The 25,368-nt window shown below is 49.9% G+C and carries 25 protein-coding genes; 5 read left to right on the top strand and 20 right to left on the bottom strand.

Going from position 1 to position 25,368, the window contains the following annotated elements; genetic code table 11:
- Nucleotides 1-7: 7 nt before the first annotated feature.
- On the bottom strand, nucleotides 8-1,198 hold the full coding sequence (locus ACWHAR_RS13105) for an aminotransferase-like domain-containing protein (RefSeq protein WP_032876346.1): 1,191 nt from the start codon (nucleotides 1,196-1,198) through the stop codon (nucleotides 8-10).
- 30 nt (nucleotides 1,199-1,228) lie between these two features.
- The gene (locus ACWHAR_RS13100) at nucleotides 1,229-1,948 is read right to left on the bottom strand and encodes a FadR/GntR family transcriptional regulator (protein WP_024085825.1); all 720 of its coding nucleotides are present in this window, start codon (nucleotides 1,946-1,948) and stop codon (nucleotides 1,229-1,231) included.
- A 205-nt stretch (nucleotides 1,949-2,153) separates the two neighbouring features.
- Between ACWHAR_RS13100 and lutP the strand changes: the two genes are divergently transcribed.
- Nucleotides 2,154-3,830, top strand: a complete 1,677-nt coding sequence (lutP, locus tag ACWHAR_RS13095) for an L-lactate permease LutP (protein WP_007613900.1) — start codon at nucleotides 2,154-2,156, stop codon at nucleotides 3,828-3,830.
- A gap of 37 nt (nucleotides 3,831-3,867) precedes the next feature.
- On the opposite strand, the gene rpoN is transcribed toward lutP, so the two are convergent.
- Nucleotides 3,868-5,178, bottom strand: a complete 1,311-nt coding sequence (gene rpoN / locus ACWHAR_RS13090) for an RNA polymerase factor sigma-54 (RefSeq protein ID WP_032876964.1) — start codon at nucleotides 5,176-5,178, stop codon at nucleotides 3,868-3,870.
- Between the two features lie 77 nt (nucleotides 5,179-5,255).
- Between rpoN and yvfG the strand changes: the two genes are divergently transcribed.
- A complete protein-coding gene (yvfG, locus tag ACWHAR_RS13085) occupies nucleotides 5,256-5,474 on the top strand; it encodes a protein YvfG (protein WP_003151570.1) in 219 nt (72 codons plus the stop codon).
- A 13-nt stretch (nucleotides 5,475-5,487) separates the two neighbouring features.
- Here yvfG and ACWHAR_RS13080 read toward each other — a convergent pair whose 3' ends face one another.
- The 15 genes from ACWHAR_RS13080 to ACWHAR_RS13010 form a co-directional block, all read right to left on the bottom strand.
- A complete protein-coding gene (locus tag ACWHAR_RS13080) occupies nucleotides 5,488-6,453 on the bottom strand; it encodes a polysaccharide pyruvyl transferase family protein (protein WP_032876344.1) in 966 nt (321 codons plus the stop codon).
- On the bottom strand, nucleotides 6,432-7,604 hold the full coding sequence (locus ACWHAR_RS13075) for a DegT/DnrJ/EryC1/StrS family aminotransferase (protein WP_032876341.1): 1,173 nt from the start codon (nucleotides 7,602-7,604) through the stop codon (nucleotides 6,432-6,434). The genes ACWHAR_RS13080 and ACWHAR_RS13075 overlap by 22 nt, the downstream gene beginning before the upstream one ends.
- Nucleotides 7,605-7,608: 4 nt before the next feature.
- A complete protein-coding gene (locus tag ACWHAR_RS13070) occupies nucleotides 7,609-8,256 on the bottom strand; it encodes an acetyltransferase (protein ID WP_032876338.1) in 648 nt (215 codons plus the stop codon).
- Entirely contained in the window at nucleotides 8,253-8,861 is a 609-nt protein-coding gene (locus ACWHAR_RS13065; RefSeq protein WP_032876336.1) for a sugar transferase, read from the bottom strand. The genes ACWHAR_RS13070 and ACWHAR_RS13065 overlap by 4 nt, the downstream gene beginning before the upstream one ends.
- Nucleotides 8,858-10,375 (bottom strand): MATE family efflux transporter, encoded by a 1,518-nt coding sequence (locus tag ACWHAR_RS13060; RefSeq protein WP_032876333.1) that lies wholly within the window; start codon nucleotides 10,373-10,375, stop codon nucleotides 8,858-8,860. Before ACWHAR_RS13060 ends, ACWHAR_RS13065 begins: the two co-directional genes overlap by 4 nt.
- The gene (locus tag ACWHAR_RS13055; protein WP_032876329.1) at nucleotides 10,372-11,406 is read right to left on the bottom strand and encodes a glycosyltransferase; all 1,035 of its coding nucleotides are present in this window, start codon (nucleotides 11,404-11,406) and stop codon (nucleotides 10,372-10,374) included. The genes ACWHAR_RS13060 and ACWHAR_RS13055 overlap by 4 nt, the downstream gene beginning before the upstream one ends.
- Entirely contained in the window at nucleotides 11,403-12,479 is a 1,077-nt protein-coding gene (locus tag ACWHAR_RS13050; RefSeq protein ID WP_032876326.1) for a polysaccharide pyruvyl transferase family protein, read from the bottom strand. Before ACWHAR_RS13050 ends, ACWHAR_RS13055 begins: the two co-directional genes overlap by 4 nt.
- Before the next feature lie 4 nt (nucleotides 12,480-12,483).
- On the bottom strand, nucleotides 12,484-13,521 hold the full coding sequence (locus ACWHAR_RS13045) for a glycosyltransferase family 2 protein (protein WP_032876323.1): 1,038 nt from the start codon (nucleotides 13,519-13,521) through the stop codon (nucleotides 12,484-12,486).
- Nucleotides 13,522-13,539: 18 nt separating this feature from the next.
- Complete coding sequence (locus ACWHAR_RS13040; RefSeq protein ID WP_032876320.1) at nucleotides 13,540-14,643, bottom strand: EpsG family protein; 1,104 nt, start codon at nucleotides 14,641-14,643, stop codon at nucleotides 13,540-13,542.
- 3 nt (nucleotides 14,644-14,646) lie between these two features.
- The gene (locus ACWHAR_RS13035; RefSeq protein ID WP_032876317.1) at nucleotides 14,647-15,783 is read right to left on the bottom strand and encodes a glycosyltransferase family 1 protein; all 1,137 of its coding nucleotides are present in this window, start codon (nucleotides 15,781-15,783) and stop codon (nucleotides 14,647-14,649) included.
- Nucleotides 15,776-16,618, bottom strand: coding sequence for a glycosyltransferase family 2 protein (locus ACWHAR_RS13030; protein ID WP_032876314.1), 843 nt, complete (start codon nucleotides 16,616-16,618; stop codon nucleotides 15,776-15,778). Before ACWHAR_RS13030 ends, ACWHAR_RS13035 begins: the two co-directional genes overlap by 8 nt.
- Nucleotides 16,615-17,754, bottom strand: a complete 1,140-nt coding sequence (locus ACWHAR_RS13025; RefSeq protein ID WP_032876311.1) for a glycosyltransferase family 4 protein — start codon at nucleotides 17,752-17,754, stop codon at nucleotides 16,615-16,617. Before ACWHAR_RS13025 ends, ACWHAR_RS13030 begins: the two co-directional genes overlap by 4 nt.
- Before the next feature lie 15 nt (nucleotides 17,755-17,769).
- Nucleotides 17,770-19,587, bottom strand: coding sequence for a polysaccharide biosynthesis protein (locus tag ACWHAR_RS13020; RefSeq protein ID WP_171006736.1), 1,818 nt, complete (start codon nucleotides 19,585-19,587; stop codon nucleotides 17,770-17,772).
- Nucleotides 19,588-19,807: 220 nt separating this feature from the next.
- Nucleotides 19,808-20,488 carry a CpsD/CapB family tyrosine-protein kinase gene (locus tag ACWHAR_RS13015; protein ID WP_007407393.1) on the bottom strand — a complete coding sequence of 227 codons (681 nt, stop codon included), beginning with the start codon at nucleotides 20,486-20,488 and terminating at the stop codon, nucleotides 19,808-19,810.
- A 5-nt stretch (nucleotides 20,489-20,493) separates the two neighbouring features.
- Complete coding sequence (locus ACWHAR_RS13010) at nucleotides 20,494-21,201, bottom strand: YveK family protein (protein ID WP_031378299.1); 708 nt, start codon at nucleotides 21,199-21,201, stop codon at nucleotides 20,494-20,496.
- A 243-nt stretch (nucleotides 21,202-21,444) separates the two neighbouring features.
- Here ACWHAR_RS13010 and slrR point away from each other — a divergent pair, with 243 nt between their 5' ends.
- Both slrR and ACWHAR_RS13000 read left to right on the top strand, forming a co-directional pair.
- Entirely contained in the window at nucleotides 21,445-21,900 is a 456-nt protein-coding gene (slrR, locus tag ACWHAR_RS13005; RefSeq protein WP_032876308.1) for an HTH-type transcriptional regulator SlrR, read from the top strand.
- 79 nt (nucleotides 21,901-21,979) lie between these two features.
- Entirely contained in the window at nucleotides 21,980-23,428 is a 1,449-nt protein-coding gene (locus ACWHAR_RS13000) for a carboxylesterase/lipase family protein (RefSeq protein WP_032876305.1), read from the top strand.
- Nucleotides 23,429-23,466: 38 nt separating this feature from the next.
- On the opposite strand, the gene ACWHAR_RS12995 is transcribed toward ACWHAR_RS13000, so the two are convergent.
- Together ACWHAR_RS12995 and ACWHAR_RS12990 are read right to left on the bottom strand one after the other, a co-directional pair.
- Nucleotides 23,467-23,997, bottom strand: coding sequence for a dihydrofolate reductase family protein (locus ACWHAR_RS12995; protein WP_025853511.1), 531 nt, complete (start codon nucleotides 23,995-23,997; stop codon nucleotides 23,467-23,469).
- Between the two features lie 80 nt (nucleotides 23,998-24,077).
- Nucleotides 24,078-24,707, bottom strand: a complete 630-nt coding sequence (locus ACWHAR_RS12990; protein WP_032876301.1) for a YczE/YyaS/YitT family protein — start codon at nucleotides 24,705-24,707, stop codon at nucleotides 24,078-24,080.
- Nucleotides 24,708-24,839: 132 nt separating this feature from the next.
- Between ACWHAR_RS12990 and ACWHAR_RS12985 the strand changes: the two genes are divergently transcribed.
- Nucleotides 24,840-25,358: a GNAT family N-acetyltransferase gene (locus tag ACWHAR_RS12985; RefSeq protein ID WP_029325823.1), complete on the top strand. Its 519-nt coding sequence runs from the start codon at nucleotides 24,840-24,842 to the stop codon at nucleotides 25,356-25,358.
- Nucleotides 25,359-25,368: the final 10 nt, after the last annotated feature.

Raw genomic sequence — 25,368 nt, 5'->3', positions numbered from 1 at the left:
AGCTGCTCTACATCCCGTTTTCCAGCAGACGTCCCAGTTTTTGCACACCCTCTTTTATCGCGGCTTTACCGGCATAACTGAACGACAGGCGGAGATATTCCGCACCGTCTTCATGATGCAGAAAAAAATATTTACCGGGTACATAGGAAACGCCGTGAGAAAGAGCCCTCGCCAGCATTGCGGATGTATCCGCTCCCGGCGCTTTCACCCATACAAAGTAACCGCCTTCAGGCACGTGCCAGGATGCGGATTTCGGAAGATATCTCTCTGATGCGGCGAGCAAAACGTCACGTTTGCTTTGATATGCTTCCCGCAAGACGGCGAGCCGTTTTTCAACATTCGTTTGTTCCAGATAGACGGCGGTCACCGCTTGGGAAAACGGGTGGCCTAAGTCTTTTTTTAACCATGACAATGCCGTGATGAATGCGGCGTCCCCTGCAATCCAGCCGATCCTCATACCCGGGGCGATGACTTTTGATAATGAACCGGCGTACAGCACCCGGCCGTTTTGATCCATGGCTTTTAAGGGCGGCGGAATATCGGTGAATCCGAGCTCGCCGTATGCATCATCCTCCAAGATGAGAAAATCATACGCTTCGGCAAGCTGAAGCAGGCGGGTTCTCCGCTTCGCTGACATTACGGTTCCCGCAGGATTCTGAAAAGCGGGTATCGTGTAGAGAAGACGGGGAAGCAGAAGCCCTTTTCGTTTTCTTTCCTCAAGCATGAGCGCTAATGTTTCTGTTTGCAGGCCCTCTTGATCTGTCGGAATGCTCATGATATGCGGTGTGTAATTTTTAAAAATCTCGAGCGCTTCCATGTAGACCGGAGCTTCAACGGCAGCGGCGGTTTGTTCATCGAGGAAAACCCGTGCAGCCAGATCTATCGCCTGACAGGCGCCTGACGTCACGAGCAGCTCATCGTCCCGACAGTGAATGCCACGGGTGGCTGCCCGTTCTTGAATCTGCTTTTTTAAAACGGCCGTCCTCGGGCTTCCCATATAATGCAGCGGCAGATCGCGCTCCTCATCCAGAAGGCGGGCGGCGGCTTCTTTCAGCTCCTTATCAGGAACGAGTGCGGGATTGGGATAGCCGGAATGCAGGGGGATGCACGCTTTCGGAACTGCCGGCATCCATTCCCCGGGAGGATCGTTTGTCAGAGCTTTCTTTACATGGTCAGAAAAAAAAGATTCGGCCTGCATGTGATGTTATCCCCTTTCACAAGTCAGCTTCTATACATTTTCTTCAAAATAAGCCCCCAGCACTTCTTCCACATTCGTCAGGTGCGCGGTCATCGCGGCTTCCGCTTCATCCGCGTCTCCGGCGGCGACGGCGCTGTAAATGCGTTCATGCTCTTCATACAATCGCTGCACGCTCGTTCGTTTAGAAAACAGCCAAATTTTTCTCGTTTCTCTCATCGTTTCCAAAAGAAGCGCGGAGACATGATTCATGAGATGCTTGAGCAGCCCGTTTTGTGATGCTTCCGCCAGCGCCATGTGAAAGGAGAAATCAGCTTTTTCGCCCAATTCTTCGTCTCCGTCAATGTCTTTCATCTCCATGAGAGCTTGGCGGATTTTTTGTAAATCATCTTCGGTGCGTTTTTCAGCGGCCATGGCGGCGACGCCGAGTTCAAGCAGCTTTCTGACTTCGAGCAGCTGTTTGACATCCTCTTTTTTCATCAAGAGGGCGGAAGAAAGCGGCTGGGAAACATGAGACGGCTCAAATTCTCTTATGTATGTGCCTTCTCCCTGCTTCATGTCGACGAGCCCCATCGCTTTCAAAGCCGACAGCGCTTCTCTGACCGCCGAGCGGCTGACCTGAAAACTCTCAGAAAGCGCCTGAACGGAATCAAGCTTTTCACCCGGCTTAAGCTCGCCCGCTTTTATCTTCTCCAGCAATGCGTCAGCGACTTCCTCGTAGATTTTTTTCGTTTTAATTTGTTTATATTTCAACGCGATCACCCCGTCACTTGTGAATCTTGATGTTTATCGTCTATTATACTTCTTTTTTTGTATTGCCGACAGGTTCAGACAATTTGTTCAAGAAAAGTATTGTACTTTCAAAACTTTCAAAATATAATGCTAATTAACCCGGTCATCAGATGACCTTATCATAAAAAGTAATCGCTTACATGACATAAGGAGGGGTTTTTTAGGGATGCAATGGACACAGGGGTACGCTCCTTTAGGGGGAAATTTGCTTTTATCGGCAGCTTGCGCGCTCGTGCCGATTATCTTCTTTTTTTGGGCGCTTGCGGTGAAACGGATGAAGGGGTACATAGCGGGGCTTTTAACATTAGCCGTTTCACTTTTAATCGCTGTATTTGTTTACGGCATGCCGGCGGAAAAAGCGGTGATGTCGGCTTCTCAAGGAGCGGTGTACGGGCTGCTTCCGATCGGCTGGATTATCGTCACATCGGTCTTTCTGTATAAAATCACCGTGAAAACGGGACAGTTTGAGATTATCCGGAGTTCGGTGCTGTCAATTACAGATGACCGGCGTTTGCAGGCGCTGCTCATCGCCTTTTCATTCGGGGCGTTTTTAGAAGGCGCCGCCGGTTTCGGCGCTCCCGTCGCGATCTCGGCTGCTTTGCTCGTCGGACTTGGTTTTCAGCCGCTGTATGCGGCGGGAATTTGCCTGATTGCCAATACGGCGCCCGTTGCCTTCGGCGCGATCGGCATTCCGATTACCGCCGTCGAAGGTCCGACCGGGATACCGGCAATGGAAATTTCTCAAATGGTCGGCCGGCAGCTTCCGTTTTTATCCGTCTTTATTCCGCTGTACTTAATCATTTTGATGAGCGGGTTTAAAAAGGCTTTTGAGATATGGCCGGCCATTCTTGTTTCCGGCGTCTCCTTTGCGGCCGTGCAGTACGCAAGCTCGAATTTTTTAGGGCCTGAGCTTCCGGATGTGCTGTCGGCGCTAGTTTCCATGGCCGCGCTCGCTGTGTTTTTGAAATTTTGGAAACCGAAAACGGCCTTTCGTTTCGCGGCAGAACGGGAATCAGCAGCGGCCGCTGACCGGGCGCCGATCAAGTACGGGGGCGCCGCGGTGTTTAAAGCGTGGTCTCCTTTCCTTCTTCTGACGGCCATGATATCCGTCTGGGGGATTCCCGGCGTGAAGGCTGCCTTAACCGGTCATTACGAAGGAACGTCAATGTGGCTTTCCTGGCTGAATGCAGCCGGGCGTGCATTGACCTTCACGCCTCCCGTCCCATTTGTAAATCAGCAGATTCTTCAGGCGGACGGCACGCCTATTGAAGCCGTGTACAAACTTGAGCTTTTCGGTTCAGCGGGGACGGCGATTCTGATTGCCGCCGTCATCTCCAAGTTCGCCCTCGGCATGTCGTGGAAGACTTGGGGCGAAGCGTTTATAGAAACGGTGAAAGAATTAACGCTTCCGGTCGTGACCATTGTTTCTGTTGTCGGCTTTGCTTATGTGACGAATGCTTCCGGCATGAGCACGACACTCGGTCTTGCGCTTGCCATGACGGGCGCGATGTTTACCTTTTTTTCGCCGGTGCTCGGCTGGCTCGGCGTATTTATTACCGGCTCTGATACGTCGGCCAACCTATTGTTCGGCGGATTGCAAAAGGTAACGGCGCTCTCTGTCGGGATGGACCCGGTTCTCTCCGTCGCCGCCAATTCTTCAGGCGGTGTCACCGGAAAAATGATTTCTCCGCAATCCATTGCGGTTGCCTGTGCCGCTGTCGGTCTGGCGGGCAAGGAAGCCGACCTTTTCCGCTTTACGATTAAGCACAGTCTGTTTTTGCTTCTGCTCGTCTGTCTCATTACATTTTTACAGCATCATCTGTTTTCATGGATGATCCCGTAACACGGAGAACCTCCCCGGGGTTTGGCTCGGGGAGGTTTCAGCTGTACCGTTTTCTCGCCGATGACGGCGGAATATTTAATTGGTCACGGTACTTGGCGACGGTGCGCCTTGAGATTCGGATGTCATATTGTTCATGCAGCAGATCGGCAAGCTTTTGGTCTGAAAAAGGTTTCTTTTTATCTTCTTTACCGACCAATGCCTCCAGATGCGCTTTCACGGCATAATTGGAGGCACCGCCGTCCCCCGATGATTCAGCTTTCGCCGAGAAAAATGTTTTCATTTCATACAGTCCGTACGGCGTCTGAACGTACTTCCCTTTGATTGCCCGGCTGATCGTTGATTCGTGGAGCTCCAGCGTTTCCGCCACCTCTCTTAAGGTCAGCGGCTGCATTCCGCTTTTTCCTGTGAGAAAAAAGGATTCCTGCCGTTCAGTCAGGACGCCGATAATTCTCGTGATCGTTTGTTTTCTTTGCGACAAAGCCCGGTTCAGCCAGCGCCATTCCTGATATTTTGCCGACAGATAATTTTTCGTGTCACGGCACCCGGCAGCTGACAGCAGCGGCTGATAATGGGTATGAAGCTGGATGTCAGGAAACGAACGGCTGTTGAGCCGCGCTTGAATGATGCCGTTTTTCACTGTGATGAAAATATCCGGTTCCACGTAAAAACCCGGCTCCTCATGCGCATAACAGAGCCCCGGCCTCGGATCAAGCGCGCTGATCATGTCAGCGATGTCCTGAATGTCTTTAAGCGGAATGCCCGTTTTTAGTGTAAGCGCTTTCCAGTTCTTTCTTGCAAATAGCTCAAAATAGGCTTCGGCAATCCATTCCGCCTGTTCGTTCCGCTCGGGCAAGCGGCGGAGCTGAAGAAGGATGCATTCCTGCAAAGACCGGGCGCCGATTCCCGCGGGCTCAAGGGATTGAAGCTTTTTCAGAACCGCTTCCGTCTCCTCTTGTGAAGCGGATACATGGTCGGCGGCGGCTGGTATATCCTCTTTTAAATATCCGTTTGAATCCAATGAATGTATCAGATAATTGAAAATTTTTTTCTCATCATCGGACAGCTTCATGTCTAAGGCTTGCTGTTTGAGCGAATCCTGAAGCGTTTTGCGGGTAAGTCTGATCTGCTGGCTTCCGTCCCGTTCTTTCATCCTGTTTTTATTTGTTTTATGGTAAGATAGTAGCGGCGTGTCTGTTTCCTTTCGTTCAATCAGAGGGTTTTCCAGTGAGAGCTCATCAATATATCCGGCCAGTTCCGCGGAATTGTATCCGAGTAATGTGATAGCCTGTTTAAGCTCTTGCGTTAATTGAGGCTTTAACATTTGTGTTTGCTGAAGTTTGATATCCATCATGCTCACTCCCCTTTTTTCATTGTACATGATTGGTTTCATACCGTATATACTTATTAAAAGGAGTTGCTTTATAGATGTCAGAACTTTTTTCTGTTCCTTATTTTATTGAAAACTTTACACAGCACATTGAAATGAATCCGAATGAAGACCGAATTCATGCGATGAACAGCTATTACCGTTCCGTCGTTTCAACCCTTGTTCAGGATCAGCTGACAAAAAACTCGGTTGTGCTCAAAAGAATTCAGCATTTGGATGAGGCGTACAACAAAGTAAAACGCGGTGAAACAAAATAAACCTTCCGCTCATTCAAAGCGGAAGGTTTTCCTTCGTGCCGGCGGTTTCCCCGATCAGACGGACATCCGGCGCTTCGTGCATCCAGGTGTAATAATAGTTGGCGTTTTTCCCGTATGAATTATCAATGACGGTATTAGGTTTCCCGAGAAGCGAGGACAGAATGTGACCGTGAAGCCTTGACGTTTCCACCGATTCGTATCTGCTGAAAAACAGGACCGCTTTCTTCGTTAAGAAATCGGAATAGCGTTTCCAAAACCGCGCAATCGACAGCGGGTTTCCCGCTTTTTTATTCAAAACATTCAGTGTTTGGAAAAAAGCGATTCCCCTGCGGTCGCTTGCTGACAGCACATCCTGCCAGTCGCAGCTTTTAACGGAAGAATTGGTTTGCAGCTTCGGATTGATTTCCCCATCCGTGCGGATAAAATGAAGCCTGCCGCGTGACGGAGCCGCTGACGCCGCCATCGGATACAGCTGATGGGCCATATCAGGCATAAGCCCGATATGATTCGCCGAAAAAAAGCGTTTCGCGGTCTCGTATGACACATGATCCCTCGTAAACAGATGGAGATCCTTGTGCTCCGCAAAAAGCGCCGCTGTCTTTTGCAGCCGTGTCTCATCCTGATAATAAATGGATTGCGGCAGGATGACGATCCTGTTTTCCGGGAAGGATTTGACGATTTTTTCCCTGAACGTCTGATAGTACGGATAGAGATCCCCGAAATTCCCGCCACCCTGACAGACGATGATTGTCTTTTTGTCCGCCCGGCGCCCGAATGGAAAATTGTCGGGATTCCAGCGCTGTTTCACGCGGATGCCGTGCGCTTTAAAAAACGCCTCCGTCCCCTTCATAATCAATAAATCCCCTACATTTCCGTAGAGGGGATAGTCGGCATATATGATGTCAGATTGCGGCGGTATAACGCTGAGCAGCCCCGTCAACGTTTCTTTTAATCGGCTCATAACATGGCGGTTGTCCATGTTTTCTCCCCTTTCGTTTCAAACAGTTGCGCAAGTGCGTCAATGACACGCTGCTGCTCCTCAGAAGACAAGTCAGACCCGGACGGCAGACAGATGCCCCGGCTGAAAAGATTTTCAGAGACCCGTTCATGTTCGCTGTGAGGATAAAAGACGGAAGATGAGAAAAGCGGCTGCGTATGCAGCGGTTTCCACAGCGGCCGGGCCTCAATATTCTGTTCCGCAAGACAGGCGACTGCTTCTTCCGGCGTCACGCCGTTATCAAGCGTCAGAGCCGTCAGCCAGCGGTTTGAAACCGTTCCTTCAAGCTCCGGCATCATGCGGATGCCCGGATACGTTTCCAGCGCTTCCCGATACCTGTGAAAGATTTCTCTCCTCGCCCGGACGCGATCTTCGAGCACTTCCAGCTGCGATATCCCCACGCCCGCGAGAATGTTGCTGAGCCTGTAGTTATACCCGAGCTCGCTGTGCTGGTAATGAACGGCGGCATCTCTCGCCTGTGACGCAAGAAACCTCGCTTTTTCAATCGCGGCTTCATCGTCAGACACGAGCATGCCGCCTCCCGATGTTGTAATGATTTTGTTGCCGTTAAAGGAATAAATGCCGAAACGGCCGAACGTGCCGCTCTGCCTGCCTTTATATGTTGATCCTAAGGACTCGGCAGCGTCTTCAATCAGACAGACGCCGTATGCGTCACAAAGGCTCATTAATTCATCCATTTTCGCGCTTTGGCCGTAAAGATTGACGGCGATCACCGCTTTCGGGAGTCTGCCGCGCCGCTTTGCATCCCGCAGCGCCCGCTCAAGCGCATCGGGCGACATATTCCACGTCTCCCATTCCGAATCAATAAAAACGGGCTCAGCCTGCTCATACACAATCGGATTCGCCGTGGCGACAAACGTAAAGGAAGGACAAAATACAGCGTCTCCTTTTTTCACACCCGCAAGCCGCAGGGCAAGATGGATGGCGGCCGTTCCCGAGCTTACGGCCGCCGCGCTTTTCACTCCCGCATATTCCGCGAGCCGCGCTTCAAACGAATTGACGAGCGGACCGAGCGGGGCAATCCAATTGGAGCGGAAGGCTTCTGCAATGTATTCCTGTTCTTTTCCGCTCATATGAGGCGGAGACAAATAAATCCGTTTGTTTGTTTGCATGAAATCATCCTTTTTCATTATGGATAGGGGAGATGATGCGGGCCGGAACGCCGACCGCCGTCACATGGCCGGGAATCCGGCTGATGACGGCAGCCCCCGCGCCGATAACGGACCAAGGGCCGATGTCAATCTGCGGTATGACGGACGCGCCGATTCCGATGTGCGTTCCTTCCCCGACTTTCACTCCGCCGGCAAGCGCCGCGCGCGGTGAAAGATGGACGTAATCTCCGATTGCATTGTCATGATCGGCAACCGCCCCCGTATTGATGATGCAATGGGCGCCGATGTCAGCGCCCGCCTGAATGACGGCGCCCGCCATCACAACCGTTCCGTGTCCGACGGAAGCCGTTTCACTGACGATCGCTCCGGGGTGAATGAGTGCGGCATAATCATCATCTTCAAGCCCAAGCGTTTCAGCGAACTGCTTTCTGACGCCGTTGCGGCCGATGCATATCGTGAATACGGCCTCGGGGACGAGCTTCCGAAGCATGTGCACGTCTTCCGTCCGGCCCGTATATAAACCGTTCCGAACGGCAAAACCGCTGAATCCGTCATCCAATACGCCCGCAAGCTCCATATCGGAACGGGCCTGCACGATTTCTCTCACGACTTTTCCGTGTCCGCCGTTTCCGATCAGCACGACCTTTTTCACGATGACATATCTCCGCTGCCTGTGAAGCGCTTTGCCGTCACATGACCGGCTTGATGTATGCCTTCTGACACGAGAACTTTTTTCACTGTTAAAAGCAGAATCTTTAAGTCGAGAAGAAATGTGCGATTGTCGACGTACCACACGTCGAGCTTGAATTTTTCCTCCCATGAAATCGCGTTTCTCCCGTTAATCTGCGCCCAGCCCGTAATCCCCGGCTTCACCTCGTGGCGCCGCGCCTGCTCCGCCGTGTAAAGCGGCAGATAATCCATCAGCAGAGGGCGGGGGCCGACCAGACTGATATCTCCTTTGAGCACATTAAAAAGCTGGGGAAGCTCATCGATGCTCAGTTTTCTGATCAGCCTTCCCGTTTTGGTCAGGCGGAGATGATCCGGAAGCAGCACACCGTTTTCATCACGCGCATCCGTCATCGTTCTGAGTTTATACAACGTAAACGGACGCCCGTTATGCCCCGGTCTCGTCTGTTTGAACAATACCGGAGACCCGATGGCGCATCTGACGGCGGCCATGGCGAAGAGAAGGATGACGCTCGCGCCGCACAATAACAACGTCGCGGCCGCTATATCAAATACACGTTTCGCCTTCAAATCTGAACAGCTCCTTTCACTTTTCGGTATTTCTGTAAAGCAAGCCGCCTTTCTTCTTTCGTACAAATGAAGAAAAAAGCGAATGCGGCATAGCTTATGCATACGGCAAGCCCTGCGGCGATCAGGCCGGCCCAGCTGTCAAGCGGTGAAAACAGCCGGATACCCCGGCAAACAGCCCAGGCAAATACGGCCGCCGCCAACGGGCCGAACATGCCTTTATAAAACGCGGTTTTCTGAAAGCCCGTAATATGCGAAACATACAGCGGCGTGAAGACGGCATTTTTCAAAATGAGAGAGACTGCACCGGCAATGGTGATGCCGTACAGCCCGAGATGTGCCGGTCCGCTGAGAACCACGGCCAATATGACGTTCAGTCCGCCTAAACATAAAGTAACGACGGCGGGTGTTTTTTGTTTATTAAAAGCCGTCCATACGTAAAAAAGCGGCATGACAGAGAGACTGACCGCCAAATACGCGGCGTGAATGTATAAAAGCGGCGCCGTCTGCACAAACGACGGGCCCAGCCAAATCGCCAGAAACGGTTCGGCAAGCCCTCCTAATAATGCGGCGGGAAGCGCGAGCAGAAGCCCGTTCATCCGCACAGCCTTATTGGCGTAAGACAGGAGACCTTCCATATCGCCTTTTGAATAGTAGGAAGTCAAAACCGGCGCAAACAGTGAAGCAAGCGTCCCGGCAAGACTTCTGAGCAGGAGCGGGAATTGAATAATCGCCGCATAGACACCCGCTTCAGACGGCCCCAGCACAAGGTTGGCCGTCATGAGGTCAATCTGCAGAAACAGCAGCACGCCGATCTGGTTGACAGAGCTCCAGGCACCGGCCGAAAACAGCACTTTGCTCGTTTGTAATGACAAGGTTTTACGGCTGAAAGAAAACCACGGAATCAATTTCTTAAAGAAGAAAAAAGTCAGCACAGCCGCACAGACAGCTCCCGCTAATGCCGAAAGCTGGATCTGCCAGATTTTCGGCGGCAGGCACGTAAACAGAGCGAGCACACACAGCACCCTGACCAGCATTTGCACAGCCTGAATGGAACTTGTGATATAAAGCTTGTTGGCAAAAAACGGCCCCGTCGCGAATCCCGCCATAAAAAATGTCAGCATAAACAGCACGCTGCCGATTACGATGGACAGCCTCACATCCGTTAGCAGCCCGGCCGGCACATTCATAATCTTGTCAATAAAAAAAGCCGTCCCGGCGAGCGGCACAGCGAGTAATAGAGATATCACGACAGACGCGGCTAAATAATTGCTTACATACGCATTGGCCTCGTCCCTGTTCCCCCTGTGGGCGGCGACGGAGAAAAACCTCACAACGACAGAGCTCAGCGCAACGGTGATAATAGAGAAATAGTTAATGATATTCTGTGTCAGATGGACAAACCCAAAAGCCTCCACACCTAATGTTTTCACAATAAAGGGCGTCATCCACACTGATAAAAACACCGATAGTAAAAACGCCGTCACATTGGCGCCGAAATTAATGGCAAATTTCATGCTCCTTCCGCACTGCCTTTCTCTTTCGATTTCCGTTCGAAAAACGCATGCAGAAGAAGAGGAAGGCGCATTTTGCACAGGCCGAGCACCACGCGCTCCCCCGCCAGCAGCTGTTTATGGCGGCACGGCGTCCTGCGCACCGCCATTTTTACCATGTCATACGTTAAGATTCTGCCGATGTGCGCCGTAATCTGATGTGACAGCTGCGGGGCGGCGCATGCGTTGGCGATCAGCATCGGAATCTGATGCTTGCACAAATATGTATCGATATCGCTCCGGCAGGCGTCCGTCAGCCCGTTCGCCTCATAAAAAGCCATTTTCGCTGCATATTGCTTTTGCAGTTCTTGATCTAAGTGGGGCTTAAACGGTGTTTCTGTGAGACTTTGCGGATTTTCCCGGTAGATATACAGCCCTTCGTCTATCACTTTGACACGCGCGGCTTGGCGGAACGCTGCCAAGTTAAACGGAGAGTCCTCGGCAAACCGGATATCTTCATGGAACAACAGTCCTTGCAATGATTCCCGCCGGTATATATAGCGCCACACATACCAAATAAACCGATGTTCGTGCGCGCGGGTCAGCAATGCAGTCATTTCATCCGCTGTGAAGACGCGGCCCGGCGGAATGGACGGCGGCATATATGTTCTTTCTTTAGACGGCGTTTCCTTATAATAACCGCAGCCGGCGATATCCAGCCGGTTCTTCTCCGCTTCTTCATAAAGCCTTTCGAACATCGTTTCCGTCACATAGTCATCGCCGTCCGCAAAACCGATATAACGGCCGCGGGCGGCTTTTATTCCGGCATTGCGGGCCGAGCTGAGGCCGCCGTTTTCTTTATGAATCACCCGGATTCTCGCATCTTCTGCGGCGAATTGTTCAGCAATCCGGCCTGACTGATCCGGTGAGCCGTCATTGACGAAAATGATTTCGATGTCTCTCAGCGTCTGTTTTGTTAAAGAAACCGCGCATTCTTTAATAAAAGGCTCTGTCTTATACATCGGCACGATCACGCTCACAAGCGGCGCGGTCATTGGGCATCACCGCTGATTTTCGAGCGCAGCCCGGCAAAATAAACACTTCGCAAAGAACCGCCTTCCTCATGCTTGCCGCTGAGCAGCTGGTTTACGGCGGCCGTTACAGTTTCAGGGTCTGGACGTTCAAGCAATGTCATGTTCGGTATGTTTTTCAGCCATTGATAGCCTTCCATCACTTTATGATCAAACGAACGAATGACGACACAAGGCGTTTTCGTCAGCGCACAAAAAATCATCCCGTGAAGCCTGTCAGTGACGACGGTTTCCGCGCCTTTCAGCGTATTCCAAAGCGCCTCCAGCTCCTTTTCACGTGTATGGCGGCTGACCCTCCGGCCGACCGTCGTGGTAAAGGAATGCAGCTCGCCGTACTCTTTTGCCAAAGCTTCTTTTACCATCGTTCTGTCCTCAGCCGTCAGCGCACTCTCCTTATCCTCCCGTAAACAGAGGTAGATCCCTTCCCGCGGGATGTGCCGCTCGCTTTTATCCAAATATAAGACCATGTCAGGCTGTTTGAGCACTGTTTTTCCGGGAAAATGACGCTTCATCCATTGATACGTCGTCTCATCTCTCGCCATTAACAAAAGGTCGGGATGCGCATTGTACACTTTTCGGGCGCGCTTCAGCTCCTTCCGTCCCTTTTTTGATTCAGAAAAGTGAGCCGTCGCCGGAAGCTGAACGATCCGATATTCCCGGAATGTTTTGATGATAAAGCGGCGCGTCCATTCCTCATACCTGTACAAATCCCCCATGTTCCCGCCGCCGATGATGAATACCATATCATCGGGGTGGCGCTTTTTGATCAGCGCTTTTGCCGATCTGTAGATATCCTTCATATCCACTTCGACAATGTCAAAATCGGGATACTCCCGTTCAAGAAACGTTTTGCTTGCGTAGGCGATGGCGTGATCGCCGAGATTATCGTGGGACGGGAGCAGCGTCAGAATGATCTTTTTTCTTGCCGCTGTAAGCCCCGCCCCATCCGCTGCCGTTCCGAAGTGAAATTGGGACGGGTATTTGACCTTAAGCAATAGCCATTCCGCGAGATTGATTTTTAAAGATTGTATCGACATGTCTTCACCCTCTGATTTTCATTTTGTACTCGATTGCCCGCTGATACGCGGCTGATGCCAGCGACACGAACGGAATCAGCTTCAGCTTCGCCAAAAGCAGAAGGCATGAACGTTTGGCGTCAAACGGCGCCGTTCCGGTTTTGGAAAGGCTCAGGCGAAATACGGGATCAGCGCATATCCGGCTGATATTCTTCCACTTCTCAGAAAACCGGCCGCCGTTATTCCGCTTCCATTCATTCAGCAGGCAGACTGTTCCGTGCTGAACGATGAAAAAATCCAGCTCCTGCCGGTATTCCTGTAAGCAGCCGTTTTCACGCAAAAAAGCCTCGTTCAGCCGATAGAGAACGAGACCTGAGTCAAACAGCTTTTTCTGATAGCTTTGCACAATGGAAGTCAAGTGAATCCGATAATGATAGAGCGGCTGATCCACGTACGAGACCGCACCTGCGAAAACATGCGCCCGGAGGCTGAAGTACTGATCCTCCACGTGCTCCAGCTCATCACGAAGCGGAAAGCGCAGCTGATGATGCTCGATCATGGTTCTTTTGTACAGCTTGTTCCATGAAAAACCGCTGACTCTTCCTTCAAATAAATCTCTCAGGTACCGTTGTTTCGGGCGGCCCTCGTACGCTGAAGCAATCGTTGAAACGGCGGTTTTCCCCGTATCCGCAAACTCGGCCGCATATTCGCAAATCACGAGATCAGCCTGATCAGCCTTCGCTTTTTTATACATGCGCAGGCAATAATCAGGTTCAACCCAGTCGTCCGCATCAATAAAAGCGATAAATTCGCCGCGCGCCGCCTCGATTCCCCTGTTGCGGACGGCTCCGAGCCCCCGGTTTTGCTGATGAATGACCCTGATTCTCTCATCCCGCTTCTGATAGGTTTCAAGAATCGCCGGGCTTTGATCCGTTGACCCGTCATTAACGGCCACGATTTCGATATTGGCGAGCGACTGATTGAGCAATGAATCTAAGCATCTTTCTAAATAAGTTTCCGTATTATACACAGCAATTAATAAACTGACCGCGGGTGTTTCCATATAAACCTCCAGTGTCCATTACCGGGAAAAAATCGTTCTGTACGGAAGCACAGACGAATCGACCGGCATAAGCAAGTAACTGTAAAGAAAATAACAGACAATAATGGCGATATAAATCAGCGCATTTGATTTTTCATCAAAAATTCTCACAAAATAAGGGATCAGGATCATTTGGTACAGGCCGAAATATATATTAAACCGGGCAAAAATAACATCCTTTGTCGCCAAAAGACCGAAGAGCAGGCCGAGCAGACAGAAATTCACGATGACATCAATGTCAGGCCAGAGCTTCCGCAGCCGCTCCCGATAGCAGAAAGCCAAAAACAGCGGCAGAAGCAGCACCGCGATTTTTACGACGTTCATCCCATTCGTATTGGTCATCAGCCATTTCTCATAATGGCCGTACGAGCTGTTTTCCAGCACGACGACAAACAGCGAAATGAACTTCTGATACAGGAACGTCATAAGAAGAAACAATGCCGACAGTCCGAAAATCGCGGGCGACCAGGCTCTTTTTCTGACGAGAAAATAAACCGGAATCATAATCAGCGCTGAGGAATGAAAAAGCGAACACAGCAGCACGATTGACATATAACGCTTCCAGCTTCCGCTGATCACGTAGCGGACGGCCCAAAACAAAACGGCCGCCACCATATACTGCCTGATCCCGTTAAAGGAAGCGTAATAGTGATACGTGCCCAAAAACAAAAACACACTCAGCTCAAACGGACGGCCGAACTCAACGAGCCCCTTTAAAATAAAGCTGCACGTCACGACCCCCACGGTGAAATACATAATTTGCGGATCTTTCGTGATAAAATTCATGAGCCAGATGAGAGCCGTAAACCCCGGATCAACGGCTGCTTTTTTCGCTCCGAACCCGAAGATCTCCCAAATGCTGCCGTAATTTCCCGCCAGCTTGTACATCAGCGCGTACGTCTGAAAATCCGTCCCGACTCTGTAGCGCAAGCCGGAGACCAATACGAGCGATAGCAGCGGAACGATCATGACGAGCTGATTCGGCCGGTATCCGGTCGAAAGCGATTGATCACGCCCGCCGCACATTTTGGCGAACCATGACCAAATATACACAATTCCCATATTGACTACGTATACAATCATTCGTTACTGTTCCTTTTTCCAATTCATATTGTAAAGCTTCATAACAGCCCCCGCATTTTCTCCCGCGTCATATCCCTGCCGTCTGAGGGTTTCTTTAATGCGCGCCCCGTCAGGCTTTGCCGCCTCTGCTGCCCGTAAAACCGCGGATGCCCATTGTCCGGGCGGTTCTTTGAGGCTGAGCCTTTTGACCAGCCCGAGCCCGGCATCGGCTTCTTCCGTTATGCCGTCTGATATCACGCACGGCACCCCGGAGGCCTGCGCTTCAACGAGCGTGACGGGCAGCCCTTCATAAAGAGACGGCATGACAAATACATCCAGCGTTTTCAGCAGGGCATGAACGCGGTCTTCTATGCCGATAAAACGCACCTCATCATCAAGCCCCAGCTTCGCCGCCAGATTTTCCATGTCGGTGCGAAGCGGACCGTCTCCGGCGAGAATCAGCTGTAAACCGATGCCCCGCTCTTTCATATCAGCGGCCAGCCGGAGCAGAAATTCATGGTTTTTTTCTTCTGTAAAGCGGCCGATATGGCCGATCACCAAACGGCCGTCTGCAATGCCCCGCTTCCTTTTTTCAGCTTCTGTGTCCGCGCACCCGCCGGCAAATAAGTCGAGATCAATGCCGTTCGGCAAAAGATGCACGTCTTTTTCTTTCCCGAATAAGAAACGGCCCGCGTCTTCTCCGCAGGCGCACAGTGCCGTGGCGTTTGCCGTGATCAGCCGTCTGAAAACAAACAGCTGCATCCCGGCAAGCCGCGACGCCCGCCCCCGCCACGACGTACTGTGCGAATGGCAGATCCGCACCGGGACGCCGGCTAAACGAGCGGCCAATGCGATAAATCCAGACTGAAAATCGGTATGGGCGTGCACGGCGGCAAACGGGCCTTTTTCCTTAATCACCCGCTTGACCTGTTTCACAAATGTAACTGGGTTTGTGCTGCCGATGCTCGGCACATAAAAAAGCCGTCCGCCGAGAGCGAGAATTTCCTCATCATAAGCGCACGGATCGTTCCTATGGGTTAAAAAATCAAACTGCACCTTCGTTCTGTCCATCTTCCGGTACAAATTCATCATCATCGTTTCTGCGCCGCCCCTGTTCATACCGCTGAAGACGTGCAGCACCCGCATCGGTTTGTCAGTCATGTTCGGCAAGCCCTTCTTTTTGGCGGATGTCCCTGTTTTTATGATAACGGTTCATGACCGCGGGCGGCGTAATGGCGCGGATGAGCGGTTTTGCGATATACGCGTAATGGGAAAGCGGCAGCTTCAGCCGTCTGCATGCCTGAAAAACGAGGATCGCATTATCAATGGAATACGTAAACGATCTCCTTTTAAACGCATCACTGTCCTCTCTGACTTTATACAGCGTTTCTTGGAGATTGTACCCCCGGAAACCCGCTTCAAAAAAGCGCAGCCACAAATCGATATCCTCCATCCGCCGCGTCCGCCTGACTGACCGGTAGCCGCCAAGCGCTTTGTACGCTTCAGCCCGCATCATAATGGTGCCGTGGCAGAACGGTGTGCCTTTCGCCATAATTCCCGGTTTCGGCACGGGCGGCAAAAGGCGGGCGCCCCTTACACCGAATTCGTCAAATACGAGCATTCCCGTGCCTACGACTTGATAGTGGGCGTGCTTGTTTAAGAAAGCGGCCTGTTTTTCCAGTCTCCTCGGGTTGGAGATGTCATCACCGTCCTGCCTGGCGATATAATCCCCCGTTGCGTATGTCAGACAGCGGTTAAGCGAAGCGGCAAGCCGTTGATTTGTTTTATTTTGAATCAGCGTGATCCGGTCGCCGTAATGATCCGCGTAACGGCGCGCAATCTGATACGTTCCGTCAGTTGACGCGTCATCACACATAATCAGTTCCCAATTCTTATACGATTGGCTCAGGATGGATTCTATACTCTCCGCTAAAGTCTCTTCGCAATTATAAATTCCCATGATCACGGAAATTTTCGGTTGTGCTCCTGCATTCATACGCTTTTCTCCTTTTTATCCATATAACCGGCGTAAATGTGCGCCATTTCCTTTACCGTACGTGTTTCTGAAAAACATTCCGCCGTCCTGCGCCCTTCTTGCCCCATTGCTTTTCGCAGCCCCGGGGAGCGGTACAGCTTTTCAATCCGATCGGCAAACGCCGCGCTGTCCCCGGCCGGCACGAGAAAACCGTTCACACCGTCTTCGATGATCTCACGGTGCCCCCTGTTGTCCGCGGCAACGGCCGGCTTTTCGGCAGCCATTCCTTCAAGCAGATTCATGCCGAGTCCTTCGCGGATGCTTGAGGCGACAGACAGATCGGCAAGCTGAATCAGTTCATGAATATCGCGGCAAAAACCGTAAAACCGCACCATGTCGGATACACCGAGTGATTCAGCCTTTTTTCTGTACGGCGCTTCCATCGCGCCTTCTCCGGCAAATACGAGTTTCAGCTCCGGGATGCGGTTCTTCAGCAATGCCGCAGCCTCAATGAGAAGTCCCTGGTTTTTATTGCCGTTTAATTCAGCGGGGTATACGAGAATAAATTCCCCGGCGCTGAAGCCGTGTTTTTCTCTCAGACGTTCACTCTCTTCCCGGCTCACAGGGCGAAACCTGTCTGTATTCACCCCGATGCCGTGTATTTTTTTCGCGCCGCAAGCTGTTTTTTTCATTTGCTTGGCCCGTTCGTAATCCTCTTCATTAATCGTAATCAGACAATCCGTATAAGAAGAAAGAAATTTTTCGATCGGGTAATAAAGAAGCCAGTTTTTCAGAGGCGCTCCGTCGCAGAAGTGAAAACCGTGCGCGGTGTACAGCACCTTTGTCCCTTTTTGGCGCGCTTGTCTCGCAGCAAGGCGTGCGAGCACGCCGCCGACCGGCGTATGGCAGTGAATCATGTCGTAGCCGTTGTCCTGAATGAGCCGTTTCAGCCGCCTGTAAACAGAAAGATTTTCGGGATGAAACGGCGAGCGCCGGATTGGAATGGAAAACTTTTCATCAACGAACGGAAGATTCATATTGCCGCCTGCCGCGACGTGCACTTCCCACCCCATATCCTGAAACCATTGAAAATACGGAAGATGAAAGGCTTTAAAATGATAATCGACAGTGGCGCAGAATAATACTTTTTTCGTCATCTTTCTGTCCTCCCATCACACGCCTGCGGCCGCTTCTTCATGTACTGATTCGATCGCCTCAAACAGCCGTTTTCTCAGCTCATCTTCAGGCAGACGGCTGAATTCCTCCATAAAACGGATGAGCACGGCCCAATTCCCGTCCACCGCTTTCCCGATATGGATTTTCGGAAAAATCTGCTCCGTATGTACTTCATTATGATTCAGCAATTCTTCATACATCTTTTCTCCCGGACGGATGCCGGAGAATTCGATGGGAATCTGTTCTGTCGTATAGCCTGATAAATGAATCAGGTTTTTGGCCAGATCGACGATTTTGACGGGTTCTCCCATATCCAGAACGAAAATCTGCCGCCCTTTTGCAAGCGCCCCCGCCTGAATGACGAGTCTTGACGCTTCGGGAATCGTCATAAAATATCTTGTCATCGCCGGGTGCGTGACGGTGACAGGTCCGCCTTTTTCAATCTGCTTTTTGAAAATCGGGATTACGCTGCCGCGGCTTCCGAGCACATTTCCGAAACGGACGGCGGCGAATTTGGTGCGGCTGATCTTTCCGAGGTTCATGATGACCATTTCCGCAAACCGTTTCGTCGCGCCCATGACATTGGCCGGATTGACCGCTTTATCAGAAGAAATCAGCACGAATGTTTCCGTTCCGCACATGTCGGCGGCTTCGGCGACATTTTTCGTGCCGATAATGTTGTTTTTAACGGCTTCTTCCGGATTATGTTCCATTAACGGCACATGTTTATGGGCAGCCGCATGATAGACGACGTGCGGCTCGTATTTTTTCATCAAAGTAAAGATTTTATCTCTGTCCTGAATATCGGCGATCTCCGCGTGAAAGAGCACCTCTTTGCCGAAGCGTGCGGACAGCTCGGTATGTACGGAATGAATGCTGTTTTCTCCGTGGCCGAGAAGGACGATTTCCCGCGGAAGAAACGCGCTGATCTGGCGGCAGATCTCAGAACCGATTGAGCCGCCGGCGCCCGTGACCAGAATCGTTTTTCCCTTGATGCTGTCAGAAATTTTGCTCGTATCAAGGGTGACCGGCTTTCTGCCGAGCAGATCTTCGGCTTTTACATCTCTGATGTGTCCGGCAGCCTGCGTTCCGAGCAGGATCTCGTCAAATTGCGGCATGATTTTAATATGGGCGCCCGTCTGCACACATTCTTTGTATAACGTCTGAAGCTCATGGGTGCAAAGAGACGGAATGGCAATGATGATATGGTGAATTCTCAGCCTCTGCACCGCCGGCATAATGCTTTCTTTTCCGCCGATGACGGGCAGGCCCATGATTTCGAGCTTATGCTTCGTCTGATCATCATCAATAAAAGCCACAGGCATGATTCCGAGATCGTTTTTCTGGGTAAGCTGACGGACGAGCAGCGTCCCCCCCGAACCTGCGCCGATGATCAGCGCCCGGGAAGAGTCATTTTGCTTCCTGCCGATCGTTTCTTTCAGCACCCGTGAAATCATCCGGCTTCCTCCGATGAACAATAGCTGAACCATCCAGCTGACGGCCAACAGCCGGAACAAAATCGTGTGGAACACCCCGTATTGGACGGCCGCCGTTACGGCTGCTGACAGCGTGATCCCCTTCATCAAGGCAAGCAGCTCGCCTATTCCCGTGTACGTCCATACCTGCTTATACTGGTGAAACATAAAAGCGCATACATGATGGCTGATCAGCATGCTCACGGCAGTCAGCAGCAACGCTCCGGAGTCATAAAAGTGATAAGAATCCTCAAAAAATTGATATCCTATAACAACGGAAAGTAAAACGAGATACGTATCCAATGCAAAAATCATTGAAAGTCTTCTCCGGTAAGTCAATCTTTCCCCTCCTCATTTATCGGTTTAGCTGATACGGTTTTCGTAAAAACAGACATAACAGCTAAGCCGATAACAATGCATCATCTTAAGATAAATTGGGCATTTAACCCGTCCTCACACCCCGCCACCGACGACCAGCATCTAAGGCAGCGAAAAACGCCGCCCACAGCAGAGCCGAGTGCCTCCGTTGATAAAGGTAAGGAGACATCACCTGCACCGCTCAATACGAGTAGTGCTCCGTTTTTTTGATTTTCTTTTTATTCAGTAGCGCCCCCAAAAGCTTTGCCTTTGACTGCTGGAGCGCGTCTCTCGCCTTTTGGACGGTATCCATTTTCGTTTTTCCGCTCAAGACGACGAGAACGCTTCCATCTGTCTGATTCGCTAAAATCTGTCCGTCCGCCACAGCCAAAAGTGGAGGTGAATCGAAAATAACCAGACTGTACCGGCTGTACATCTCCTGAATCAGCTCTCCCATCGCCTTTGAAGATAAAAGCTCGGCCGGATTCGGCGGCGTCGGCCCGCTCGTTAAGACATAGAGGTTGTCAATCAGCGTTTTTTGCACCGTTTCGCCGAGGGAAGCGTTTCCGACTAATACATTCGTAAGGCCTTGTACATTTTCAAGCTGATAGGTCTCGTGTATCGTCGGTTTTCGTAAATCCGCATCGACGAGCAGCACCTTTTTTTCCTGCTGCGCAAATACCGCGGCAAGGTTGGCGGCGCTGAATGATTTTCCTTCTCCCGGAACGGAAGAAGTGACGAGAATAGAGCGCAAATGGGTCTGAACAGAGGAGAACTCAATATTTGTCCGAATGGTGCGGTATTGTTCAGCCACCAATGATTTGTGATGTAAAACGGATATTTGAGCCAGTCCCCTTCTTGATTTCTTTTTTCTGAATCCCAAACGCCTCACTCCCCGAAATGTTTTTCATCAGACCGTGTCTGCTGATTTTTGATGTCATACACAACCCCTAAAACAGGCAAGTCTGTTTTTTCGCTGAGCTGCCGCTCGCTTTTAACGGTTTCATCAAGAAAGTGGAGAAAAAACGCAAGCGTCACACCCGCCATGAGAGCCGCACCGAACGCCATCATGATATTTCGGATGCGCGAAGGCTTGACCATCGGGCTTTCCGATGCTTTTGCCTCAGACAAAACAATGACGCCTTTTATATTCATCCTGTCACGGACTTCTTTTTTAAATGTCTTCATCAGCGTGTTCGCTATAGCGGCGGCCTGTTTCGGATTCTCGTCCTGCACCGCTACGGTAATGATCTCTGAATCGGTTTCGCTGCTTGTCGTGATCTTTGCTTTTAAAGCGGATGCCGTCTCAGAAAGATGCAGCGTCTGCTTCACTTTCTCAAGCACAACCGGGCTTTTCATTATCGTTTGAAACGTATTGTTGTAATGAAGATTCAGCTGAACGTCGCTGAGATTCGAATTTTTTTCACCGCTTGTTTCATGAATGAGCACTTGGGTCGATGACTGATAAACGGGCGAAATCACCCGGAATTGGATGTATCCCGTCACCAGCGTTACAACTGCTGTCATGATAAAAATCAGTAAAAATCTGTGTTTAATAATGTCAAATAATTCTTTGAAACTCATATTCTCATTCATGTAATTACAGCCTCATCCTTATTGCATCAGGCTTAAACGCCCCCTTCTGTTAATGATTGGATTATAAAAGAAAAGGTCGAAATTTGAAAATTTCAAATTAAGCCATTTGGTTCTTTTTAGAGAACATTATCATGATTTTCCTCTTATTTACTGCACTTACCTTATAATTTTAAATTTTATAAAGAACGAAAGATTTCTTATAATGAACAAAAAAAGCCAGTATACAGGGGAGAATTCAGCACAATGATTGGAAGAATAATTCGTTTATACCGCAGAAGAAAAGGCTACTCTATTAATCAGCTAGCAGTTGAAGCAGGTGTCTCTAAATCTTATTTAAGCAAGATAGAACGGGGGGTTCACTCAAATCCGTCCATCCAATTTCTGAAAAAAGTATCCGCCACCCTGCAGGTCGATCTGACGGAGCTTTTTGATGCCGAAACGATGCTGCATCACATGGGAGACACGGAAGATGAGTGGCGCATCCATCTTGTGCAGGCCGTGCAGTCGGGCATGCCGAAAGAAGAACTGTTCACCTTTACGAACAAACTGACTGAAAAACGCTCGGAGCCCGCACCCTACCGCAACAGAAAACTGACTGAATCCAACATTGAGGAATGGAAAGCGCTGATGCAGGAAGCCAAAGAACTCGGCTTGTCCGTTCAGGAAGTCAGATCATTTTTAGAACGGAAGCGTTACTGATGATATGCTGATGAAAAGGCTTTTATTCGCTTCATGTCTTCATCTCTGTTTATAATGAAAAGAAAAAGGGGATGAAATGATGACAAAACTTACCGTTCAAACCCGCTCCGGCGCACTGAAAGGAACTGCCGGCCGCGGTGTCCGCACATGGAAGGGCATACCGTACGCGAAGCCGCCCGTCGGAGAGCTCAGATTTAAAGCGCCGGAACCTCCCGCACCTTGGGACGGCGTAAAACATGCCGACTCGTTCGGGCCGATTTGTCCGCAGCCGGATGATATGCTGTCTATATCGTTTTCCGGAGATATACCGGCTCAATCTGAAGATTGCCTTTACCTCAATGTTTTCGCCCCCGATTCAGAGGGCGAAAAAAAGCCTGTCATGGTATGGATACATGGCGGAGCATTTTATTTAGGTGCCGGAAGCGAACCGCTTTACGACGGATCTGCCCTTGCCGCTGACGGAGATGTCATTGTAGTGACACTCAATTACAGGCTCGGACCGTTAGGCTTTTTACATTTGTCTTCTATTCATGACGCGTATTCCGCCAATATCGGGCTGCTCGATCAGATCGCCGCCCTGCGCTGGGTGAAGGACAATATCTCCGAATTCGGAGGGGACCCGGATAACGTCACGATATTTGGTGAATCGGCAGGCGGCATGAGCATCGCCTCCCTTATGGCAATGCCTGACGCAAAAGGCCTGTTTCATAAAGCCATTTTAGAAAGCGGCGCCTCTCATACGATCCCGGCGGACATGGCAAAAGACATCGCGGCAGCATTTATTCATGAAGCCGGCACTGATCAATTGCAGGAGCTTTCCGTTAATGACCTGCTTAAGACTGCGGATAAAGTGCGGCGCTCACTAGATCAAAACATTTTTCAGCTTTTGTTTCAGCCCGCTATCGATCCGGCCACATTGCCTGCGGAACCGGTGAAAGCCATAGCAGACGGGGCCGCAGAAGGCATACCTATGATCATCGGAACCAATCGTGATGAAGCATATTTGTTTTTCACCCCTGATACAGACATTCATTCCGAGAAAAAGCAGCAAGATTATTTGCATTATCACCTCGGAGAGAACTGCACCGAGCAAGCGGCAGATTTATATCCGCATTCATTAAAGGGACAAATCGATATGATGACGGATCTGATTTTCTGGCGGCCGGCTGTCGCTTTCGCACAAGGACAGTCGCAGCACGCACCGGTCTGGATGTACCGCTTTGATTGGCATGGCGAAACACCGCCGTTTCATAAAGCCGTTCACGCTCTGGAATTGCCGTTTGTGTTCGGAAACTTTGATTCTTTGAGAAAGACGCTGCAAGAACCGCTCGGTGATGACGCAGAACAGCTTTCCAAACAAATCCAATCCGCATGGCTCGCTTTTGCAAAAACCGGAAACCCGAACACCTCTCACTTCAATTGGCCTGAATATGAAACCGATTCACGCGAAACTTTGCTTTTCAACACGGATACCGCTGTCGAAAGTGATCCCGATTCAGCAAAACGCCGCATCCTGTTTCAAGCATAAAAAACGCCAAGGGAGCTGGCTCCCTTGGCGTTTCGTTTTCATCTCACTTCATAATGCAACTCCGCAAATTGCTTATAGCGCCTGACATCAGTCAGCTTCAGCCCTGTCTCCCGGTCTCCTGGTTTGAACAAAGAAATTCCGCGGCCGAGCAGAACGGGGGCGATCTGAATGATAAACTCATCGACAAGTTTTTCCTCCAAAACCGGGTGCAGCAGATCACTCCCGCCGACAATCCAAATCCGCTTGCCTTCTTGGCGTTTCAATGCTTTTATAAAATCGGCAGGCTCTTCATGAATAAACCGCACATGTTCAGTACGCCCGGTCAATGTCCGCGAAAACACATAGCATTCTTTACCTTTGTACGGAAATTCCTCAGGCAATAAAACCAATATTTCTTCGTATGTTTTTCTGCCCATGATGATCGTATCGACAGATTCATAGAAAGCTTCATAATCGGTGCTGTCTTCACCTTCAGTTCCGATTAACCAATCTAAAGAATGATTTTCCCGCGCAAGATAACCATCTGCGCTGACAGCTCCGTAAAAAACGAGTTTTCTTTGACCGCTCATAAAAATCCCTCCCCCTTTTTTATTATACCTTGAACATACGGATGAAATGAAAAAATGATAGAATCGGGTAAAAACCCCCGTTACCGGGTTTTCGTTTCTTCCTGTTTTGGAGATGCTGTTAATATGCCGTCTATCCATCTTCCGGTAATCGGCATAAAGAAATGAAGGATGATCCCTCCTAAACAAACGGTTAATAACGTTCCGATGCCTACCGGACCTTTTAGCATCACGGCCAGTATGAAAAATATGAAGTAAATGACCGTTCTTGAAAAAAAGATGCTTCTCCCGGTTAAATCGCGGACAATTAGCGTTAACCGATCAACCGGGATCGGGGCGAAATTTGTATGCAGATAGGTTGCGGTTCCTATCCCTATCACAACTACACCGATTGCAAAACAGCCCGCTTTTCCGTACCACAGTTCAGGCGTTATGACTCGATGCAGAAAAAAAAGCCACATATCAATCCCGATTCCCGTTATAAACGCCGTAATCATCCCTGAAAATTCCGGCCTTTGCCTTTTTAACATTGAATTACAGCAAATTAACAGGAAAGCGATGATGATTTCCCAGCTTCCCACGGTAAGCCCTGCATGGACGGACAATCCCACAATAAGCGCATCAAAAGGCGACGTTCCAAGCCCTGATTGAATCGTGACAGAAACACCAAAGGTCAAGATCATGATTCCTAAAACATAAAAAACATATTTCACTTTATCGTCCTCATTTTCTTATTTATGTTGCAAATACAACAAAAATACGATATGTTTACTATACGGTATTTTCATTGCAAATACAACAAAAAATCAGCTGATATGATAAATGAAGAAAGGAGCTGTATGACCATGAGTATTCAATTAAAAAAGTGCAGCCTTAACGATATAACAGAGCTCCGGGAGATAAGCATTGAAACATTCAATGATACATTTAAGGATCAAAATTCACCTGAAAATATGAAAGCTTATTTGGAAAATGCATTTCGCTCTGAACAGCTGAAAAAGGAATTATCCAATCTGTCTTCTCAATTCTATTTTGTTTATTATCATGATGACCTTGCGGGGTATGTAAAAGTCAACATGAACGAAGCACAGTCAGAAAAAATGGGGGAAGATTCTCTTGAGATTGAGAGAATTTATATAAGAAAAAACCATCAGAAACACGGGCTTGGCAAATATCTGCTGAATGAAGCTGTGAAAATCGCAACAGCACACAATAAAAAGAACATCTGGCTGGGCGTATGGGAAAAAAACGAAAATGCAATTGCCTTTTATCAAAAAATGGGGTTTGTCCAAACTGGAGAACACTCTTTTTATATGGGGGATGATAAACAAGTCGACATTATCATGACCAAAACCCTGTCGTAAAAGGATACAA

The organism is Bacillus sp. LR--39, assembly GCF_053613335.1.
This window is presented reverse-complemented; position numbering and strand designations above follow the sequence as displayed.

What these genes read in the sequence shown, in the direction of transcription:
- ACWHAR_RS13040 (WP_032876320.1), bottom strand. Translation starts at nt 14,643, where the DNA reads ATGATTGTATACGTAGTCAATATGGGAATTGTGTATATTTGGTCATGG.
- ACWHAR_RS13105 (WP_032876346.1), bottom strand. Translation starts at nt 1,198, where the DNA reads ATGCAGGCCGAATCTTTTTTTTCTGACCATGTAAAGAAAGCTCTGACA.
- yvfG (WP_003151570.1), top strand. Translation starts at nt 5,256, where the DNA reads ATGTCAGAACTTTTTTCTGTTCCTTATTTTATTGAAAACTTTACACAG.
- ACWHAR_RS13030 (WP_032876314.1), bottom strand. Translation starts at nt 16,618, where the DNA reads ATGAATGCAGGAGCACAACCGAAAATTTCCGTGATCATGGGAATTTAT.
- ACWHAR_RS13010 (WP_031378299.1), bottom strand. Translation starts at nt 21,201, where the DNA reads ATGAATGAGAATATGAGTTTCAAAGAATTATTTGACATTATTAAACAC.
- slrR (WP_032876308.1), top strand. Translation starts at nt 21,445, where the DNA reads ATGATTGGAAGAATAATTCGTTTATACCGCAGAAGAAAAGGCTACTCT.
- ACWHAR_RS13045 (WP_032876323.1), bottom strand. Translation starts at nt 13,521, where the DNA reads ATGGAAACACCCGCGGTCAGTTTATTAATTGCTGTGTATAATACGGAA.
- ACWHAR_RS12995 (WP_025853511.1), bottom strand. Translation starts at nt 23,997, where the DNA reads ATGAGCGGTCAAAGAAAACTCGTTTTTTACGGAGCTGTCAGCGCAGAT.
- ACWHAR_RS13075 (WP_032876341.1), bottom strand. Translation starts at nt 7,604, where the DNA reads ATGCAAACAAACAAACGGATTTATTTGTCTCCGCCTCATATGAGCGGA.
- ACWHAR_RS13035 (WP_032876317.1), bottom strand. Translation starts at nt 15,783, where the DNA reads ATGACTGACAAACCGATGCGGGTGCTGCACGTCTTCAGCGGTATGAAC.
- rpoN (WP_032876964.1), bottom strand. Translation starts at nt 5,178, where the DNA reads ATGGATATCAAACTTCAGCAAACACAAATGTTAAAGCCTCAATTAACG.
- ACWHAR_RS13050 (WP_032876326.1), bottom strand. Translation starts at nt 12,479, where the DNA reads ATGTCGATACAATCTTTAAAAATCAATCTCGCGGAATGGCTATTGCTT.
- ACWHAR_RS13055 (WP_032876329.1), bottom strand. Translation starts at nt 11,406, where the DNA reads ATGACCGCGCCGCTTGTGAGCGTGATCGTGCCGATGTATAAGACAGAG.
- ACWHAR_RS12985 (WP_029325823.1), top strand. Translation starts at nt 24,840, where the DNA reads ATGAGTATTCAATTAAAAAAGTGCAGCCTTAACGATATAACAGAGCTC.
- ACWHAR_RS13080 (WP_032876344.1), bottom strand. Translation starts at nt 6,453, where the DNA reads ATGGACAACCGCCATGTTATGAGCCGATTAAAAGAAACGTTGACGGGG.
- ACWHAR_RS13060 (WP_032876333.1), bottom strand. Translation starts at nt 10,375, where the DNA reads ATGAAATTTGCCATTAATTTCGGCGCCAATGTGACGGCGTTTTTACTA.
- ACWHAR_RS13025 (WP_032876311.1), bottom strand. Translation starts at nt 17,754, where the DNA reads ATGACGAAAAAAGTATTATTCTGCGCCACTGTCGATTATCATTTTAAA.
- lutP (WP_007613900.1), top strand. Translation starts at nt 2,154, where the DNA reads ATGCAATGGACACAGGGGTACGCTCCTTTAGGGGGAAATTTGCTTTTA.
- ACWHAR_RS13000 (WP_032876305.1), top strand. Translation starts at nt 21,980, where the DNA reads ATGACAAAACTTACCGTTCAAACCCGCTCCGGCGCACTGAAAGGAACT.